The organism is Lysinibacillus sphaericus (assembly GCF_002982115.1).
GTDB classification, from domain to species: Bacteria; Bacillota; Bacilli; order Bacillales_A; family Planococcaceae; genus Lysinibacillus; species Lysinibacillus sphaericus.
In genome coordinates, this window is record NZ_CP019980.1 from 1,762,410 (window position 1) to 1,778,278 (window position 15,869).

The window sequence follows — 15,869 nt, forward strand, 5'->3', positions numbered from 1 at the left end:
ACATTTAACCATCAAGCTAGAATGAGACTCATCTAGGCAATGAATAAAGGAATGGCAAAACGACCAATGGATTGCCAGTAGCTATAACGAGGTGGGCAAATGACAAGTAGCTTTGCCAAATTCTCTAATGATGAAGAAGAAAATCTCCTAAGTTACGTTCAAGTATGACGTACTAGGTCGGTGGATAGAGAAGCGTTCTGAAAGTAAGGCTACTCATTTTGTATGGGATGGCAATACGATTCTGCATGAGTATTTCTCGCAGGATGTTGAGAATTCTGCGGAGAATGCTTCCGAGACAGAAGCCGAAATCGCAGATAGTCTCGTTACATGGGTATTCAATGATGGCTTTGTCCCTTCAGCAAAAATCACGAATAAAGGTAGCTACAGTATTATTAGTGATTATCTAGGAACACCTGTAGAAGCCTATGATGAGCAAGGTTATAAGGTTTGGTCAGCTGAACTTGATGTGTATGGGCGAGTGAAAGAGTTCACTGGTCAACAGGACTTCATTCCGTTTAGATATCAAGGGCAGTATGAAGATGTAGAAATTGGCTGTATTATAACCGATTCCGATACTACGACCCAGAGCAAGGAAATTATACGCAAGTTGACCCAATTGGGCTTGCGGGTGGGAATCCTACTTTATACAGTTACGTTGCTAATCCTAACTATCTTCTTGATCCACTTGGTTTAGAAAAATGTAGATTATCAGCAGCGGATAAGAAAACATTAGGCCCTGCTCCAACTGATATGGTAAAACCTCATTATCATCATATTGTGCGGGAAAAAGCCCCTAAAAATTGGGATTCTGTTCATAGAAAATACATTACTGATTCACAAGATATTATAAAAAAGCATGGTATAGGGCTAAATGATGATTTAAGAAACTTTACTTGGGCGCAAAATGGTGGTGGCGCTCATACTAAAAAAGCTGCGAAATTTGTACATGATACATTAGTAGAAGCCAATAAGGAAGGAAAGGAAGCTGTTGAAGAGGCGCTTAAATTATTAGGGAAAAATGCTAAGAGAGGAAAGTTTTTTTAAATGGAAAATATAAAAAAGATATTTAATGATAACGCCGATATTTTTTACAAGATTTACGATTCCATTCGCAATGACGATATAAAATCACTTGATAATATTTTTACCAAATATCCTGATTTCTTTAATATACCAGTATACGGAAATACAGAAAAAAATGAAAGTTTACTACATTTTGCTGCATCACGTGAGAAGAAAAATGCTTGTTTGTATTTGATTGAAAAAGGAATTAGTGTAAATGTTGTTGACTGTTGGTACTGTACACCGCTCGAATATGCAGCAGGACAAGGAGACATAGGATTGGTAGAAAAACTTATGTCAAATAATGCATGGGTAGATGGAGATTGCAGAGGAATTATTACCCCATTAATCTCTGCGGTAATTGAGGGACATATAGAAATTGTTAAGTATCTGCTGGACTGTGGAGCTGACATAAATAGATTACATCGTAGATTTAATCAAACGCCATTAGATTTGGCCAAGGTATATGGACATCAAGACATATTTGAGTTATTAAAGTCAAGAGGTGGGTTATCGGCACAAGAACAAATGGATTTAATGAACGAAAGAGGAGACGGTATTTTAGCACATATTGATAATAATGTAGGTTCAATACTTTCTACAGTATTAAAAAAAGATACTATAGACATAAGAACAGCCTTAATAGAAAAAGACAAGAAATTTAAGTTACTATTTACTATTGGTTTGTTTGAATCTCTACCAAGAATTGAATTGATGATGAGTGTTCCGTATGATTGGCCAATAAATCTACAACTCATTGAAGAAAAATGCGTTGAATCATTTCCAATACAATTAATGTTTTTGTTGGGCCAATATAGGTTGGATGGCAATAAACTTCATGAAGGAATAGTCATTGAAAAGACGGATACGAATTGGAATCAACTAGAATGGCCAGAAAGCATTGATGCATTTATTCTAACAGATTATCAGTTTAATCCGAATTCAGAGCAGACTGAGGAAGTAGAGGAAGATGATGATGAAGTTAGTTTATTGCTACTGATCCCTATTAAATATCCGAAAACTGGTTGTCCTAAGGGAATTAAAATGGAAAATTGGTTAAATAAACACCGTTCAGCAAAATGGGGAAAAGTTTCTTTAAAGGTATAGCATAGTATTAGTAAGGTTTTTAGAATATACTGTAAAAAAGAGTATATCACCTCCTGAAGGTTAGAGCAGATGCCTAAATTTCAGGGGGTGGTTTTATTTTTTTAACTCTCTAAACATTAAAGATTAAATCCTACAGAAAACTTAAAATAAGATAGTTACGGCTTCATGATTTCCTTTCTAATAGTAAAATAAAGTTATAAATTACTTATATAAGTTTCTAATTTCGTTCTTTATTTAGGAACAGTATAAAAGATAATAAGTTTGCACGCAATTTGATGCACTAGGTAGGCGGATAGAGAAGTGTTCGGAAGGTAGAGCTACTTATTTTGTATGGGATGGCAATACGATTCTGCATGAGTATTTCTCGCAGGATGTTGAGAATTCAGTGGAGAATGCTTCCGAGGCAGAAGCCGAAATCGCAGATAATCTCGTGACATGGGTATTTAATGATGGCTTTGTCCCTTCAGCTAAGATAACGAGTGAAGGCAACTACAGCATTATTAGTGATTATTTAGGAACGCCTGTCGAAGCTTATGATGAACAAGGTCATAAGGTTTGGTCGGCTGAGCTTGATGTGTATGGGCGAGTGAACGAGTTTACGGGTGAGAAAGATTTCATTCCGTTTAGATATCAAGGGCAGTATGAAGATGTAGAAATTGGCTTGTATTATAACCGATTCCGATACTATGACCCAGAGCAAGGGAAGTATACGCACGTTGACCCGATTGGGCTGGCTGGTGGGAACCTACGTTGTATGGTATGTAAATGATCCTAACATTTTAGCGAGAGCACCTAGCCCAATTCTTGCTGGAAACCGAAAAAAGCTGGAGATATAATATCAGGATATCAAGCTCACCGTGTTAGTACAACTAATACATGGGAAACACATCAATCCTTCTTTGACTCTATTGGTATGGGGGATTAAGAGATGAAGTATTTATTGGTATTATGATGCCTGGCAACCCCAACACATTAAAAGGAAGCTCTTTTAGTATGATTCATAATACTCAACACCCTATGTATAGTGATTATGTCTTGAGTAGGGTGACGGATATTGCCGATTAACACTCTCTGGGATTAATAAATGAAAAAGAGGATAGGACAGATATTAAAAAATTGCAAGTAGAATTGAAAAACAAAATACAGAAGGGGCACTTTGGTACTGTGCAATCTAGGAAATATCTTAAGTTTCAAAGATTAGGGAGATAGTATGAGTTATTATATGATTGTTAAGGATAATGTAAAGTCGCCTATTTTTTTGAAGGGCGTTATTCACGAATCATTTGATGAAACAAAATATAGTGAGGCAATGGGATACGAATGGAATAAAATCTTTTTTCAAAAACAAGAAATGCCAAAAGATTTATGGTTAATTACTAATAATAAAATTGAATTTGACTATTATGAGGGTTTTAATGGTCATATTATCAGTAGTGATTTTTTTACTTTGATGAATCAAGTAAATACTTTACAAAAGTATGTTACATCAAATCTACAAGTTGTTAGTTCAAAGGGAAAATCTAAAGTAAAAAAACCCTATTATTTTATTAAGTATTATAATAGAGAAGATTTCGTTGATTACGAGAAGTCAGAGTTTACAAAAAGAAGTGTTCCAGAAAATAAGGTTTTTGACATAAATTATATGGTTGGAAAATATCAAAAAATTGTTCTACAAGAAAATGATAGAGACGTGTTTTGCTTGAATGACTTAAAATTAGCAAGATATCTATTTTGTTCAGAAAGGTTTAAGCAACTTTGTGAAGAAAAACAAATGAAAGGAATTCAATTTATAGAATTAGAAGATGTTCCTCAATATTTTTCTTCATATGATCGGTAATAAATTTTTGTAAGTGAGTTAATTTCATAAATGCATTTTTGATTAAAAAATACGAACAATGTGTTCTGAAAATACTAATAATAAAATATCGTTCGTTTTATTCGAATTTAATCATGACCACGAAATTCAAAGTTCGTGTTTATTTATAGGAAATTGAATTGAAAAATTGATTCAAGTATATATAAAAGTGAATTTGATAGTAAAGGAGTAAAAAATATGAAAATATTAGAGGTTATTAAAAAAATTGAACTGGATAGTAATTGTAAAATTGTGAAAAGGCACACAGATTACGCTAGTGATTTAGCTCTACCAAAAGATTTGAATTATTTTTTTAGTAATTATGACTCTTTACAAATGTTTTTAGATAAGCCATACGGAATAAAAATTGTTTCTTCAAATGAGTTTATTCCAACTAGTAAAAGGCTTTACCCGGAAGATGATATTATTTGGGAGGAACTTGAAGGTGATATAAGTAATGAATGGTATCTTATTGCTGAGTCTGAACAAATAAACCAATATATTAGTATTGACTTAAGCAAGTCTCATTTTGGTTATTGCTATGATAGTTTTTTGGAAACCCATGCAACACCGAGTGATAGTCAGATTATTGCTAAAAGCTTTACGGAACTGTTAGAACATTTATACTCGAGTAAAGGTGAACATTGGTTTTGGTTGGCCGAAAATTTTAAATCTTATGGGGATGCTTATGATGGCAGATAAAAAAGAAATAGGAATATACAGTTGCAGTCTTGAATGACTTTAGTGTTTGATAGAAACATATGTAAAGAAGATATAAAAATATTTTTCTTTACATATGTTTTTGTTTGATTCCTTATAAGGCCGTATACAACCCTAGCTATTCGCCAAATATAAAAACATATTCTTAGAGTTTTCTTGAATCGCACTTGTTTTCTATATACTTTTAGTATAGAAGAAATTGAAACTGCTTGTAGCATAATCTTTCAGCCACATCGGATTCAAAGATGCTTTGGGAGCAAAGTACGCATCAATCGTTCACAGATAATAAGTAGCTTTTAATTATGACGCGTTAGGTAGGGGGTTAGAGAAGTGTTCGGAAGGAAAAGCTACTTATTTTGTATGGGATGGCAATACGATTCTGCATGAGAATTTCTCGCAGGAAAATTCAGTGGAGAATGCTTCCCAACCAGATGCCAAAATCGCAGATAATCTAGTGACATGTGTATTGTATGATGGCTTTGTTCCTTCAGCTAAGATAATGAGTGAAGGCAACTAACATTATTAGTGATTATCTGGGAACACCTGTCGAAGCCTATGATAAACAAGGTCATAATGTTCACAAAAATTAATAAACGATTTAAGACAAGATTTGAGAAAAGGTAAAATAATACTACATTGTGAGGGGGGATTTTTATGAGTTATTATCAGTTATATAGCAATTATAGAAGAGATGTTTTTTTTGATTACACAGAAAAGAACACTTTTAATCAATATGATTTAGAAGAGGGTAATGTCTACCCTTTAGATGAGAAACTTTCTTATTCAGTAGATAAACTTGATACTTATTTAAACGATTATGATATCCTGCCAACAATAGGGGGGCTATTGGTAAGTTTAAAATTCAAACAACTAGTTGAGCGATTAGGATCAGATTGTCAGTTCATTCCTGCAGTCATATCGTCTACAAAGAGCGGCGAAATCAATGAAACATTTTTTGTCATGAATGTATTAAATCTAGTACCTTGTTTGGATTGGGAAAACTCGGAATATAAACCATTATTAAAATCCTTACCAGACGGACCAATTAAACTACTGACTATAAAATATGTTCCCAATTCTTTAGAAGGGCATCATATTGTAAGAATGAAAGAATATACAGGAAATATCATTGTTGATGAATTATTTATAAAAGCATGTAAAGAAGAAAAGATAAAAGGAGTAATGTTTGTCAAAGAGGGAAGTACCCAACGACCGGAATTCGTTGAAATGTAGGGTATTCCTAATAATATTTAGTGCTTATTATTATGGGCGAAAACAGTTATAATACAGAATTTTCTTATTACTGCCTTAATTAAGTTGTCGCAACATATGTAAAGAAATTGTCGTAAGCTTTTTCTTTACATATGTTTTTTATTGTATATTGAATTATTAAAGTGCGTGTATTTCTATTTTTAATAAATTACTTAACATAAAGATGTAATATCTCTAGTACAGGATACATACTTAAATTTTTCGCTTAACGACCATGGGCAATGTCTCGCAAATGACAGCCTCTCGCTCCGAGCAAGACCAGTAGACAGCCTCGATACAGTACAATGAACTAGGTCAAGAGATTGAGCCAATCTTACCGGAAGACGTTATTAATAAATGGCAGTATGATATCCAAATTATCAATTACGCAGTATGGTCAATGAGTTAACGGGTGTAAAAGTGACTTATGGTAACGACGAATTTAGTATATGTTTAGAACAAATACCGGTAGTTCTACATGGCAAAGAATCAGACTTTTTCAAAACAGAGGCTAATATAATAAAAGCTTTTGAAGATGCAGGCGAAGACCTTGCAAATAAAATAAAAAGTCCTGGTTGTTCAAAATAAGGGAATCAAGGAGAGGATATTATGGTTTTTGACAAAGTTTATTTCAATAGGAACTTTAGATTTATTAATATAAATCCAGATAAAGAGGTAGTTGATATCGAGGATATAAGAAGGCAAGAAATAGACAGTGTGTCAATTACACATGATGCTATAAAGCACAAGTTTGATGATATTAAAAATCTTAATAGCATTTCAAATATTAGGGGGCTTAGGTTAAACTCTTATGATTATAAATCCTTAAATGAACTAAAAAATTATAGTTCATTAGAATACTTTAATTTTCTTGGGAAAACTGATGAAGTAATTCCTTTTTCGCAGTTAAATTCATTGTGGTGTGTTTACTTAAATTACAATAAAAAAACATGTAGTTCAATTTTTCAAAACAAGAATATTGAGCACTTATTTATTGATAATTATAGTGGCGATTCTTCTGAGGAGTTCAATATATTTACAGAAGCTAAAAGAATAGGGCTAGTAAAAACTAAAATATTTGAATTTGAAGCACTTAAGTATATGCCTTCCTTAGAGCACTTAGGAATAAGTTATAATTCAAAAATGACTTCTTTAAAGTGGATGGAAGGAGGAAAATCATTAAATTCAATAGGTTTTCAAAATTGTAAAAATATTGAGGATTGGAGTTCAATTGGAAATGTCTCTAGCATAGAAAAAATAATAATTGAGAGCTGTGGTGAAATTCCTTCATTAGATTTCCTTCATCAGCTACCTAATTTACAAGAAGTTCGTATTATCGGAACAACAAGTATTGGGGATGGAAAAATAAAAAATTTAATGAACCATAAAACTATAAAATATTTATTTCTACCAATTAAGAAAGAATATGATATCAAACTAGCTGACTTAGAGGATTTTAACAATCGCTAGAAAATTAGTGAAAAAATCAATCTTATATCTAAATAGAGGTCTAGAAATCTTTAATGACAATATTGAAAGTTTTAAGGTATGTGGAAGGAGATAGACAGGGATGGAGATAGAAATGGCTCGCAAATTATGGTTGAATGAAATGACTGAGAAAGAATTTATAGATGCTTTTTTTCCCAACGGTATAGACTCTGAATATGTTTTAAAATTACTGTATGGCGCTTATGAAATTCGAGATGTGGAAGCTGTTAGATGGATGTTATTTGTTGCTTCTAAATTTGACTTGTTCACTTTAAATTATACAAGGGTACTATGTAGTCTTATTGAAGAGGATTGGCACAAATCTCATGAAGACATTGCTTTTACATTATCAAAACTAAAGCCATTAAGCGCTGTTGAATCGCTTTATAAAGCTGTATTTCATGAACTTGCATACCTTGATTACGATGATAATTTTGCATTAGCTGTAAAATGTATTTGGGGTCTGGGTAATATAAACAGTCCTGACTCTATTGAAAAATTAAAATCTCTTTCTAAATCTAACAATGAAACTATTAAAAGAAATGCAATGGAACAGCTCGAAATGCGTGGTCTGTTTACTGAAAGACAATCTGAACTGATTTTAAATCTTTTTAAGAATGAGATTTCACAAGGAGATTTTATTGAAGATTTTTATCCAGATTATCTTTACACTGCTGATGACTTTAAGCGTTCGGATTATGTGTTAAAATTGATTTGCGATGAATATGAAAAAAGAGATGCCCAATCTGTAGAGTATTTGCTTTATGTTGCTTCGGTTTTTGGGCTGATAACTGCGCAATACAAGAAAATAGCAAGTAATTTGATTAAAGAAGAGTGGTATCAAAAACAAGAAGAAACCGTCTCTCTTGTGGACTTGGCCAAATTATCTTCAAATCACTAAAATATTGATGGGGAAACTACTTTTTATGGGACGGAAAAATGATTTTGTATGAATGGGTTGAAGATGGTATCTATACATGTATAGATAGTGCTACGAAGGCATCCGCAAACAATGAGGAAACTGACTTATCAGCTACGAAAAAAGAAACGTACTGCTAAGTTTTATGGACGATCAAATACAATTATTGCTATTGATACGGATAAGTTAGACTCTAACAAAATTTTTGATGTATCTAATGGGATTGATTTTCAAACAGGTAAGCGTTTAAAAATTTAGCATATAGCTATGAAAAGAAATATGGTGAGGTTCTCATACAAGTTGAAATACATAAAAGTGCCTATACTATTCATAAAAAGGGAAGGTACCATTAAATTATGAAAATAGATTATCGAAGTGAAATTGACAAAATTAGAAATTCTTTAAAAAACTATTACAATGAACAATTCAAAAGTGAAGAGGAAGATTACATTGAAAACAAAAAGACTAAAGAACAAATAAAAAATTTAATAATTCAAGTTTATAATGATAGTACTCTATCTGAAGCAGACAAAGGGGATATAATAAAAGTAGCGGTAGAACTTCTGGTAAAGAATACAGGTTGTGCAGAAGACGGAGAGATTGCTGAAGATATTCTTGATAGTCTTTTTAATGATATGAAAATACTAAGTCAGGAAAATATTGATAATTTTTACGAGCAATATACAAGCAGAAGATGGCGATAAGGACTGGGTCATTCTCAAAAAGTAGACGTCAGTTTAGAAAAGTAAAAACAAAGCCCATGTTCTAATAGAAATAGACTCGCCATGACTTTTTAAGTCATAATGAGTCTATTTTCTATTAATTTTGTTTTAGCAATGAGTATTAAGTAAAATTAGGTCTTTTGGTGATCAAGGAGATTGCGATTATTAGTTTAAGAGGGTAACGGTAACAGTACAATGCCTACGATACAGGGGAGCAATTAACCGCTGTTATCAATGAAAAAGGCGAAGCGTACTCCTTTGAACGCGATACCAAAGGCCATAATATCAAGGAAAACGACTTTGATAACATGGAATAATCGTATGAGCGAAGTCTAGCAGGATTCGTGCAACGGATTCAACGACCAGATAATCATTGAACAGCGTATCAGCACGATGCGCTAGGAAATATTATTCGCTCTGACTACTATGATGGTACATAGGAAACATTTAACTATGACAAAAACGGCTCATTATAAGAGACATAAAATGAGCATGTAACCGTCAAGCTAGAACGAGACCTATCTGAACAAGTGATCAAGGAATGGCAAAAAGACCAGTGGATTGCCAGTAGCTATAACGAGGTGGGCAATGACAAGTAGCCTAAGTGTTAAAACGATGTCACGCGTAATGAGTTGGGCAATGTCTTGCAAATGACAGCCTCTGGCTCCGAGCAAACTCAGTGGACAGCCTCTATGCAATACAATGCACTAGCTGGCGTATAGAGAAATGTTCTGAAGGTAGAGCTACTTATTTTGTATGGGATGGCAATACGATTCTGTATGAGTATTTCACGCAGGATAATTATGACATATTGGAAAATTTTGTGGAGAAATCTCCGCAGAAAGTAGCCGATATAGCAGATAATTTAGTGACATGGGTATTCAATGATGGCTTTGTTGTCCCTTCTCTAAGTTTGATACAGATGATATGGTAAAAGACGCAGCTGGAAATAAGCATTATTGATGTATCAACCCCAGAAAAGGCTAAAGCAGCAGGGTTTAAAGGACGTCCTTATAATTACGCAGTTTCTTCTAAGGAAGTATTAGTTGAGGGGCATGTACCTGCAAATAAAATTACAAGGGTTGGTAAATAGCTTCAAATGAAAATTTGTAAAAAAGAGGTCGTGAGGTTATGGAAATACAGCAAGCAATTGATACTGTACATAATGGACTAGTATCTGACAATTCGGTTCCAGTAAAATTAAGATTGAACAAAGAATTAGACACTGAGTTACTTAATAAGGTTAGAGTAGCATTAGACATATTGATACACTTCTACAAAGATAAAGAAACAGTTCCTAAAAAACTTGCTTTAGCTATGGTTGATATATATGGTGCTTTTTCATTTCAATCTAGTTACTTTGAAGATGATTTATTAGAGCAACTGGAGGACATCGGAATAGAATTACAAGAAAAAGCTTTGGAACTTTTTTCAGATTAATTGATGAAACTAAAGGTTATTTAATTTATACGATCATCCCTGTAAAAAAACTAAGTAACAATGGGGGTATTAAAAAACTATGCCATTATGGGATAATTTTATAACTGCAGAAATACCTGAAGCTGGAAGCGGTAAGTGGTTACAAGTAATAAACAATTCAAAACAGTATTGTGTTGAATTAAAAAATGAAGAGTTAGTGATTAATAGATATCATGAGAAGCACAGTTTACAATATGAATATCTTGATTTGAAAATAGTAGGCACAGATTATGGAGAATGGGGTGGAGAATTAAAAGTTATTTATGCTGACTCGACTGAATTTTTTTTAAAAAAATGCAATATAAAATCTATATTTGAATATAAAGGAGAACTATTCTTTCTAGAAAGTTTAGAACATATGTATCTCAATACAGGCAGTTTATATAAAATAGAATACGATGGTACTGGCATTTCTATTAAAGAGTGCCTAAATTTAAAGGAGTGTCCAATTTCTTATTTTATATTCAATGAAATCCTATATGTTATATCTAGTGAAAATTTATTTACAATAACTAATGAAAATGGAACATTTAAAAAGAATATTTTATTCAATAATTTCCCATTTAGTGCATTTGTACCGAATTCACTTGTTGTTTATAAAGGAGATTTTATTATAGGGATGAGAGGAGGGTTAGGGCGAATAGAATATGCAAATACTAATAATGTTCAGTATATGCGATTGAAAAAAATTTTTTAAGTCCTCCATTTTGTTGTACTTTATAAAAATTTAATTCAGATGTTCTGAACTTCACTCCAATTATTAGACACAATTTATCAATGAAGTGTCCCCCGTCAAGTATAAAGAGGAAATAATAAAAATGCGGCTTGAGCCTAATTTCTAGGACTCAGGTCGAAGGATAGTAATGGAAATTCTATGTTAGGAGACTCAGCAAGAACTTTAGGTGCAAGACTTAATTGGATATACTTGTTGATTCGAAAGGAATTGTTCGTCCAGGAACAGGTGGTGTATCTGTTTCACCTAGTCCACAGGATTGACCAACACACTCCAGATTTCGGTGGTACAGGTAAGAATCCAATTTGGAAAATGAGGACTGGAGATTTAGGTCCAGATTTGGTTCATGTCCTTGATAAACCTGGTCACGGAACTATTCAACTAGCTAGATCTATACCATTTGGAGATTATCAAAGCCTTTAGCAAAAACACAAACCAATTGGGAGAAATTATCATGCCGCTAAATAACGAGTTTATTCAATTATTCCCAGAGGAAATAAAAAAAATTATAATGATTTACTAGCTCTTCGTGAAAGCTTGATAAGGTTTAAAGATAAAGGAATGGGTAAAAATTCTATGTTGGAAAACTTAGAAAAGTTAAGGGAAATAAGCGATTCTGAAACAGAGGATATTTTGCTAGAATTGATGGATTTTGTTGTTGGGTATTGTAATCCTAACTTGTCAATTTTCTAATCTAAATTCTATAAGATGATGTTGGGAATCAAAATATTATGGTTTATCCGCTAGGTTTAAGTAGTTATGACCCTTTTGAATTTGGTGAAATAACCTCATTTCCAAGTGACATACATTTTAGAATAGCACCTAATTTTAGTACAATTGCATCCCAAGCTAATTGTGGTAGGCCAATACTTGAGGTTGCCAAAGATATTAGTCTCGGTAGAATCAATCCTAAGGAGTTTTTATTTCATATACAATCGATCCTGCAACAGGTAAAGTAGTAACATTCAATAATTGAGGATTAGCTGCATTGGCTGAAGGAGGAAAATTTCCAGAACACGCAATCTTTGTTCCATATAATAAAGTTCCAAGTCATCTATTTGCTGATATAAAAAATAGACCGTCATCTAAAACAATAACTATAACAAAGAATAAAGTCTGTTCTTGTTAAGAATGTTACAAATTGTCTAGGCCAAAAATTGGGAGGTATTAAGATGTTCACTTTAAAGCCAGTAAATTTTAATTTCAAAATATCTACTACTGATTTAGAGTTAGTGTATACAGAATCGGGTGGCGTAAGAATTGAAGTGGGTGCTATACCATTAAAGAGTATAGACAATAAATGTGTTAGCATAGCAATTTTTTTTTCAATTGTAGCGGAAGTTAAATGCGTAACGTTAAATTTCGATGAATCCAATTATAGTGATTTTTGTATTTCTGAGGAAGTGTCCACTGGAGATCATTTGGAGAATGATGAAGAAAGATTTCGTCATCCAGATTCAGGATTTTATGAAGTGGTAGATTCAGAATATTTACAGAAAAATAAAAAGAAGTACGATCCCAAAAATAGGTTGAATTTGAAACATTATATTGTTAAAGGATATGACAGTTATATTGAACTAGTGGCATCTTCTACATATTCTTTAAAAGAACTGCTTTAATCTTCTCTAAGAGCTAATTGAGCAATTAGAGAAGATTCAGTGCATCCTGCAGTAATAACTTCTACAAACACTGGTGAAATCAATGAATGGTTTTTATCATGAATATATTATATCTAGTACCTTGTTTAGATATGGAGAAATCGGAATATAGACATTATTAAAATCTTTACCAGATGGACAATCAAACTACTGACAGTAAAATATATTCCCAATTCTTTAGAAGGGCATCGTATTGTAAGAATGAAAGAATATACAGGAAAAAAATCTGAATTCTTCACAGACCGATACCGCTATCGCAGATAATCTAGTGACATGGCTATTCAATGATGGTTTTGTCCCTTCTGCAAAAATCACAAATGAAGGTCATTACAGTATTATTAGTGATTATCTAGGAACGCCTGCCGAAGCTTATGATGAACAAGGTCATAAGGTTTGATCGGCTGAGCTTGATGTTTAGGGAAGAGTGAAGGAATTTACGGGTGAGAAAGACTTTATTCCATTTAGATATTAAGGACAGTATGATGATGTAGGAATAGGCTTGTATTATAACCGATTCCGATACTATGACCCAGAGCAAGGGAATTATACGCAGGTTGACGCGGGTGGGACAGTAAGGAAGTAAAGGTATTTGCAACTGAAAAAGCTATGGAATTAAGAAAACAAGCAATTGAACATTGTGAAAGACATAGATTTATCTGTAGAAAATAACTAAATGCAAAGGAGTGTGAAATCCGATTTAAGTTTTTCGGAAGAATAATATGGAGAATACAAATAACATATTAGTTGAGCGAAAAGAAATTATTATATATCAGTTAGATAAAAACAAAAATGTTGGTAATGGGTGGATTGGGGGAAATGCTCCAGCATATTTTGACAATAAAGGTGAACTTTTAAGTGAAATTGGATCTGACTATAATTTCTATCTTTGTTTTGTCAATCCATTAGATAAAAATAACATGATTTCTATCTTTATACCAAAAGAATACAAAAATCGTGTTTCAAAAAATAGATATCCAAATTGTTCATTGCATGTATTTGAACATCCAATTTCGATAGAAAGTTTGGATTCTACTTATACCGAATTCGGAATAGTTAAACACTATATTTCAGAAGGTATTTTTGTAAGTGAAGAAAAAGCATTTGAAACTCCTTTTTTTATTAAATTTGGAGGAAATCCTTTCCTTATCCAAGAAGAGAAATATTATTACGAAGAATTAGAGAAAAATGGATATGATTTTTTGTGTCAAATTGATGAGGACGGTTATCCTAGTGGATTATTTCATTCAGGCACAAGTCTTCCATTTGGGTTTGGTGCTGTGTATTTGTATGCAATTGTGACGGAGGATTCGATAAAGGATCCAATAGTAGGATATTGGCAATATTCATAGTTTGATAAATAATAGTAGAATAATAAAAAAGAAGGCGCTTAAGCCTTCTTTTTTCATTCCGTTGCATCTAAGAATGTTTTGCTATGAAAAACAGGCCATTAATAGAAACTTAAAATGAGCATGTAACCATCAAGCTAGAACGAGATCCATCTGGACAAGTAATCAAAGAATGGCAAAACGATCATTGGATTACCAGTAGCTATGACGAGTTAGGCAATCGCTCCCAAATGACAAGTAGCCTCGGTGCCAAAATCGATGTCACGCGTAATGAACTAGGCACTTACAAATTTTGTTCGGAGAGATTTAAATCATTGTGTGAAAAGGATGATCTTAAGGGGATTCAATTTATGGATTTAGCGTTAGTGCCTAACTATCTACAATCTATAGTAAATTAACGAACCAGGAGTGAATTTAATGAATAATACAGCATTTTTGTTCGAAGAAGGTTATTGTACCAATATTATAAAAGATGCCCATTTGCTAACGAATAGTGTAACACTAGAAATCCCTATAAATGACACTGTAAGCCAATACGATATTTGTAAATTTAAATTGATTGTTGAAGAAGTGAAAAATGAAACGCAATTATTGTTGGACTCTTCTACATTAGGTGAAAAAATAACAGAAGTACTATATAACGACGTAACTTTTATTGAAGAAGATTTTATTTGTTACATGCATGAAAATAATTTGGAGTTACAAAAGCAAAGCCAAAATAAAGTTATTCAACAAGCTTTTAAAGAGGAGGCAGTTTCTAAAAAAAATGCTTATCGAAAAAATTGTCCGGAATTAAAAGGGGATTACAATATCAAAATTCAAGTTTTCCGTCATGGGATTCAAAAACCTGAATTTTTATCGTCAGAAGCTCCTCTGTTTTTAACCGATTACGAACAAAAGATTGAGACAGTTACTGTCTATGTGCTAATATTCAAAAACTCTATTGATATATATAAGAATAAAAATGTTACCAAATCTACGGTTTATGGTGGTTTAGGACATCTAGGTTTTTTTATGGTGGATTTAAAACTTTTTAGTGAATTTATAAGGAGTGAAGTTGGGGATGAGCCATTAAACCTTGTTGAGTTATTTACTACAACCAATTTAGTTGATAAATGTTTTGAAGAAGGAATATTTATTGTTACTTGGGGGATTAAGCCTTGGCATTATTATATTCAAGCAATGAATAATTCAATTCTACTTGATGAATGTATAGTTAAAGGAACCTACAAAATTAAAAATGAGATAAAGGAGTTATCTGTAATTCCTGGTGACGAATTACTTAGATGGCCGGAATGTCTTGAAAAAAAATGGACAACCATTTGTTTGGAGGGTACTGGTGAAAAAATTGATCTTACTTTATATACTTGGTCAGGTGCACTCGGAAATGAAATAATTCCTATGTATATTCTTGAAAGAAGTGAAGAAAGGATAGAGAATGTAAATCCTATTATTAATTACAGTTTCATTTAAATTTAAGGACTGAAATAGAAGAGGCATTTTGATATTAGGAATGAAACATAACAAAA

General features: G+C 32.7%; 17 protein-coding genes and 3 pseudogenes. All 20 read left to right on the forward strand.

What is annotated here, in order from left to right; all coding sequences use genetic code 11:
• Window positions 1-184: 184 nt before the first annotated feature.
• A pseudogene (locus LS41612_RS23995) lies at window positions 185-508 on the forward strand (RHS domain-containing protein); the annotation flags it as partial.
• Between the two features lie 44 nt (window positions 509-552).
• A pseudogene (locus tag LS41612_RS23970) lies at window positions 553-633 on the forward strand (RHS repeat-associated core domain-containing protein); the annotation flags it as partial.
• Between the two features lie 117 nt (window positions 634-750).
• Window positions 751-1,044, forward strand: coding sequence for a hypothetical protein (locus tag LS41612_RS23460; protein ID WP_024361234.1), 294 nt, complete (start codon window positions 751-753; stop codon window positions 1,042-1,044).
• Window positions 1,045-2,169, forward strand: coding sequence for an ankyrin repeat domain-containing protein (locus LS41612_RS08825; RefSeq protein ID WP_024361233.1), 1,125 nt, complete (start codon window positions 1,045-1,047; stop codon window positions 2,167-2,169).
• 385 nt (window positions 2,170-2,554) lie between these two features.
• Entirely contained in the window at window positions 2,555-2,938 is a 384-nt protein-coding gene (locus LS41612_RS08830) for an RHS repeat domain-containing protein (protein ID WP_051147700.1), read from the forward strand.
• A 441-nt stretch (window positions 2,939-3,379) separates the two neighbouring features.
• Complete coding sequence (locus tag LS41612_RS08835; protein ID WP_105928902.1) at window positions 3,380-4,006, forward strand: Imm43 family immunity protein; 627 nt, start codon at window positions 3,380-3,382, stop codon at window positions 4,004-4,006.
• A 216-nt stretch (window positions 4,007-4,222) separates the two neighbouring features.
• Window positions 4,223-4,726 carry an SMI1/KNR4 family protein gene (locus tag LS41612_RS08840; RefSeq protein WP_024361232.1) on the forward strand — a complete coding sequence of 168 codons (504 nt, stop codon included), beginning with the start codon at window positions 4,223-4,225 and terminating at the stop codon, window positions 4,724-4,726.
• A 672-nt stretch (window positions 4,727-5,398) separates the two neighbouring features.
• Window positions 5,399-5,977: an imm11 family protein gene (locus LS41612_RS08845; RefSeq protein ID WP_024361231.1), complete on the forward strand. Its 579-nt coding sequence runs from the start codon at window positions 5,399-5,401 to the stop codon at window positions 5,975-5,977.
• A 438-nt stretch (window positions 5,978-6,415) separates the two neighbouring features.
• Window positions 6,416-6,583 (forward strand): hypothetical protein, encoded by a 168-nt coding sequence (locus tag LS41612_RS23105; protein WP_158694850.1) that lies wholly within the window; start codon window positions 6,416-6,418, stop codon window positions 6,581-6,583.
• 21 nt (window positions 6,584-6,604) lie between these two features.
• A complete protein-coding gene (locus LS41612_RS08850) occupies window positions 6,605-7,465 on the forward strand; it encodes a hypothetical protein (protein ID WP_024361230.1) in 861 nt (286 codons plus the stop codon).
• A 100-nt stretch (window positions 7,466-7,565) separates the two neighbouring features.
• Entirely contained in the window at window positions 7,566-8,384 is an 819-nt protein-coding gene (locus LS41612_RS08855) for a HEAT repeat domain-containing protein (protein WP_024361229.1), read from the forward strand.
• 111 nt (window positions 8,385-8,495) lie between these two features.
• The gene (locus LS41612_RS23110; protein ID WP_158694851.1) at window positions 8,496-8,660 is read left to right on the forward strand and encodes a hypothetical protein; all 165 of its coding nucleotides are present in this window, start codon (window positions 8,496-8,498) and stop codon (window positions 8,658-8,660) included.
• Window positions 8,661-8,758: 98 nt separating this feature from the next.
• Complete coding sequence (locus LS41612_RS08860) at window positions 8,759-9,106, forward strand: hypothetical protein (protein ID WP_024361228.1); 348 nt, start codon at window positions 8,759-8,761, stop codon at window positions 9,104-9,106.
• A 1,149-nt stretch (window positions 9,107-10,255) separates the two neighbouring features.
• Window positions 10,256-10,564, forward strand: a complete 309-nt coding sequence (locus LS41612_RS08870) for a hypothetical protein (protein ID WP_024361226.1) — start codon at window positions 10,256-10,258, stop codon at window positions 10,562-10,564.
• Between the two features lie 79 nt (window positions 10,565-10,643).
• Window positions 10,644-11,300 (forward strand): hypothetical protein, encoded by a 657-nt coding sequence (locus tag LS41612_RS08875; RefSeq protein WP_024361225.1) that lies wholly within the window; start codon window positions 10,644-10,646, stop codon window positions 11,298-11,300.
• A 1,208-nt stretch (window positions 11,301-12,508) separates the two neighbouring features.
• Window positions 12,509-12,955 (forward strand): hypothetical protein, encoded by a 447-nt coding sequence (locus LS41612_RS08895; RefSeq protein WP_024361223.1) that lies wholly within the window; start codon window positions 12,509-12,511, stop codon window positions 12,953-12,955.
• Between the two features lie 307 nt (window positions 12,956-13,262).
• On the forward strand, window positions 13,263-13,391 hold the full coding sequence (locus tag LS41612_RS23680; RefSeq protein ID WP_255313789.1) for a hypothetical protein: 129 nt from the start codon (window positions 13,263-13,265) through the stop codon (window positions 13,389-13,391).
• An 87-nt stretch (window positions 13,392-13,478) separates the two neighbouring features.
• Window positions 13,479-13,577, forward strand: a pseudogene (locus LS41612_RS23900) (RHS repeat-associated core domain-containing protein); the annotation flags it as partial.
• A 136-nt stretch (window positions 13,578-13,713) separates the two neighbouring features.
• Window positions 13,714-14,343 carry a hypothetical protein gene (locus LS41612_RS08900; protein WP_024361222.1) on the forward strand — a complete coding sequence of 210 codons (630 nt, stop codon included), beginning with the start codon at window positions 13,714-13,716 and terminating at the stop codon, window positions 14,341-14,343.
• A 414-nt stretch (window positions 14,344-14,757) separates the two neighbouring features.
• Window positions 14,758-15,813, forward strand: a complete 1,056-nt coding sequence (locus tag LS41612_RS08905; protein WP_105928903.1) for a hypothetical protein — start codon at window positions 14,758-14,760, stop codon at window positions 15,811-15,813.
• Window positions 15,814-15,869: the final 56 nt, after the last annotated feature.

Bases quoted from the DNA above. Each gene is read 5' to 3' on its own strand.
- LS41612_RS23460 (WP_024361234.1), top strand. From the start codon at position 751: ATGGTAAAACCTCATTATCATCATATTGTGCGGGAAAAAGCCCCTAAA.
- LS41612_RS08825 (WP_024361233.1), top strand. From the start codon at position 1,045: ATGGAAAATATAAAAAAGATATTTAATGATAACGCCGATATTTTTTAC.
- LS41612_RS08835 (WP_105928902.1), top strand. From the start codon at position 3,380: ATGAGTTATTATATGATTGTTAAGGATAATGTAAAGTCGCCTATTTTT.
- LS41612_RS08840 (WP_024361232.1), top strand. From the start codon at position 4,223: ATGAAAATATTAGAGGTTATTAAAAAAATTGAACTGGATAGTAATTGT.
- LS41612_RS08845 (WP_024361231.1), top strand. From the start codon at position 5,399: ATGAGTTATTATCAGTTATATAGCAATTATAGAAGAGATGTTTTTTTT.
- LS41612_RS08850 (WP_024361230.1), top strand. From the start codon at position 6,605: ATGGTTTTTGACAAAGTTTATTTCAATAGGAACTTTAGATTTATTAAT.
- LS41612_RS08855 (WP_024361229.1), top strand. From the start codon at position 7,566: ATGGAGATAGAAATGGCTCGCAAATTATGGTTGAATGAAATGACTGAG.
- LS41612_RS23110 (WP_158694851.1), top strand. From the start codon at position 8,496: ATGAGGAAACTGACTTATCAGCTACGAAAAAAGAAACGTACTGCTAAG.
- LS41612_RS08860 (WP_024361228.1), top strand. From the start codon at position 8,759: ATGAAAATAGATTATCGAAGTGAAATTGACAAAATTAGAAATTCTTTA.
- LS41612_RS08870 (WP_024361226.1), top strand. From the start codon at position 10,256: ATGGAAATACAGCAAGCAATTGATACTGTACATAATGGACTAGTATCT.
- LS41612_RS08875 (WP_024361225.1), top strand. From the start codon at position 10,644: ATGCCATTATGGGATAATTTTATAACTGCAGAAATACCTGAAGCTGGA.
- LS41612_RS08895 (WP_024361223.1), top strand. From the start codon at position 12,509: ATGTTCACTTTAAAGCCAGTAAATTTTAATTTCAAAATATCTACTACT.
- LS41612_RS08900 (WP_024361222.1), top strand. From the start codon at position 13,714: ATGGAGAATACAAATAACATATTAGTTGAGCGAAAAGAAATTATTATA.
- LS41612_RS08905 (WP_105928903.1), top strand. From the start codon at position 14,758: ATGAATAATACAGCATTTTTGTTCGAAGAAGGTTATTGTACCAATATT.